Below are 2298 nucleotides of genomic sequence, written 5' to 3'. Positions count from 1 at the left end.
CCGATTTCATGGCGCGCTGGTTCGCCCACGGGGTCGATGCCGCCGCCCTGGCCCGCGCGCCGATGCTGCGCTTCGACCGGCAGGACCATCTGCAGGAACGATGGATGGCGACGCTGGGCACGGTCCCCGAGACCCTGGCATCCCGGGCCCCCACCCATTGGCTGCCCTCGACCAACGCCTTCGTCGACGCGGCGCTGGCGGGGCTGGGCTGGTGCATGAACCCGCTGCCGATGGTCGCCGGCTACCTGGCGGCCGGCCGGCTGGTCAGCCTGATGGACCAGCGTTTCCTGAACGTGCCGCTCTACTGGCAGCATGTGCGCATCGGCACCCGCCTGCTGGACGCGCTGACCCGCGAAGTGGTCGCCGCCGCCCGGGACAGCCTGCTGCGCTGACGCGCCGCCATCCCGCCATGCGCCCGGTCACCCGGACGGACTCTACTTGCAGGCCCGGCTTGCAGGCTCAGCGCAGCGCGAGATGCAGCTTTCCCGTCGCGGCCGCCTGGGCCGGCGGATTGAAGGCCCCGACCACCGCCGGGTCGAAGACGCGCAGGAAACTGCCCGGATGGATGCCCATCCACAGCGTGACCAGCGCGCAGGGCACCAGCACCGCCAGTTCCGGCGCCGTCAGGTCGCGCAGCATGGCCACCACCCCGTGCCCGGCCGTCCCGAACCAGATCCGGCGATAGAAGACCAGCATATAGACCGCCCCCAGGATCATACTGCTGCCGGCCAGCAGCGCGACCCAGAACGAGACATGGATGGCGCCGACCATGACCAGCCATTCGCCGACGAAGGCGCCGGTACCCGGCAGGCCGACATTGGCCATCACGAACAGCATGGCCAGCGTGGCCAGCGCCGGCATCTTGTGCGCGACCCCCGAGAAAGCGTCGATCGAGCGGGTTTCCGCCCGCCAGGCCACGGCGGCGACGCAGAAGAACAGGGCGGTGATGATCACGCCGTGCGACAGCATCTGGAAGATGGCGCCGTCGACCCCCTCGGGCGTCAGGGTGAACAGTCCGACCGCGACCAGCCCCATATGCGAGAACGAGGAATAGGCGATCACCCGCTTCATGTCCGTCTGGGCCAGGGCGATGATGGCGGCATAGATCACCGCGACCACCCCCAGCGCCAGGATATAGGGCGCGAACAGCCGCGCCGCGTCGGGAAACATCAGGACCCCGAAGCGCAACAGCCCATAGGCGCCGGCCTTCGACAGCACGCCCGACAGCAGCGCGGTGGTCGGCGTCGGGGCCTCGGCATAGGCGTCGGGCAGCCAGGCATGCAGCGGGAAGAGCGGCAGCTTGACCCCGAACGCCACCACGAAGCCCAGCAGCAGCCAGCATTGCAGCGCACGCGGGAAATTCAGGTGCATCAGCGCCGGCACGTCGGTCGTGCCGGTGACGTTCCACATCACCAGCAGCGCCAGCAGCATGAACAGCGACCCGCCGAACGTGAACAGAAAGAACTGGATCGACGCCCAGACGCGGCGCGGCCCGCCCCACACGCCGATCATCAGGCTGCCCGGAATCAGCGTCGCCTCGTAGAACACATAGAACAGCACCAGATCCAGCGCCGAGAACAGTCCGACCAGCGTGGTCTCCAGCAGCAGCACCGCCAGCATGTAGTCGCGCACCCGCGTGGTCACCAGCTTCCACCCGCCGATCACCGCCAGCGGCGTCAGAAAGGTCGAAAGCAGCACGAACAGCAGGCTGATCCCGTCCACCCCGGCATGGTACGACACGCCGAAGGACGGCGCCCAGTCCAGTTGCTGCACGAACTGAAAGCCGGGCTGCCGGGGATCGAACTCGCCCCACATCACCAGCGACAGGGCGAAGACCAGCAGGCTGGTCCACAGCGCCACCCAGCGCGACGCCCCCTCGACCGCTTCGGCTGTGCCGCGCATCAGCAGGATGGCCAGGGCGCCGCCCAGCGGCAGATACGTGACAAGCGGGAGCAGGATGGGATGCACGTCGGTCTCATCGTCCGTGAAAAGATGCCGCCGAGCCTATCGCCGTTCCGTCGGCGAGACCAGCCGCGCGCCGCTCACGTTCTGCCGAGCAGCGACGATTCCGCTTGCAATCCGCGCAACCGCCCCGCCATCCCGGCGTTTGTCCCGCCCTTTGGCGGCTACCGGCGGCCGAACAGTTTTTCCAGGTCCGCGCGGCTCAGCTTGATCCAGGTCGGCCGCCCATGCGAGCAGGTGCCGGCCCGCGGCGTGCGCTCCATGTCGCGCAGCAGCGCATCCATCTCCGCCCGGTTCAGGCTGCGGCCGGCCCGCACGCTGCCGTGGCAGGCCATC

General features: G+C 69.0%; 2 protein-coding genes. One reads left to right on the top strand and one right to left on the bottom strand.

Annotated elements, in window-relative coordinates; all coding sequences use genetic code 11:
* On the top strand, positions 1 to 392 hold a 392-nt coding region (locus HUK84_RS15325), incomplete at its 5' end, for a LysR substrate-binding domain-containing protein (protein ID WP_246285713.1).
* A 67-nt stretch (positions 393 to 459) separates the two neighbouring features.
* Here the strand turns inward: HUK84_RS15325 and HUK84_RS15320 are convergent.
* On the bottom strand, positions 460 to 1968 hold the full coding sequence (locus HUK84_RS15320) for a complex I subunit 4 family protein (protein WP_176641056.1): 1509 nt from the start codon (positions 1966 to 1968) through the stop codon (positions 460 to 462).
* Positions 1969 to 2298: the final 330 nt, after the last annotated feature.

Source organism: Nguyenibacter vanlangensis (assembly GCF_013376155.1).
Lineage (GTDB): Bacteria > Pseudomonadota > Alphaproteobacteria > Acetobacterales > Acetobacteraceae > Gluconacetobacter > Gluconacetobacter vanlangensis.
The sequence above is the reverse complement of the archived record's forward strand: the minus strand, read 5'-3'. Positions and strand labels throughout refer to the sequence as shown.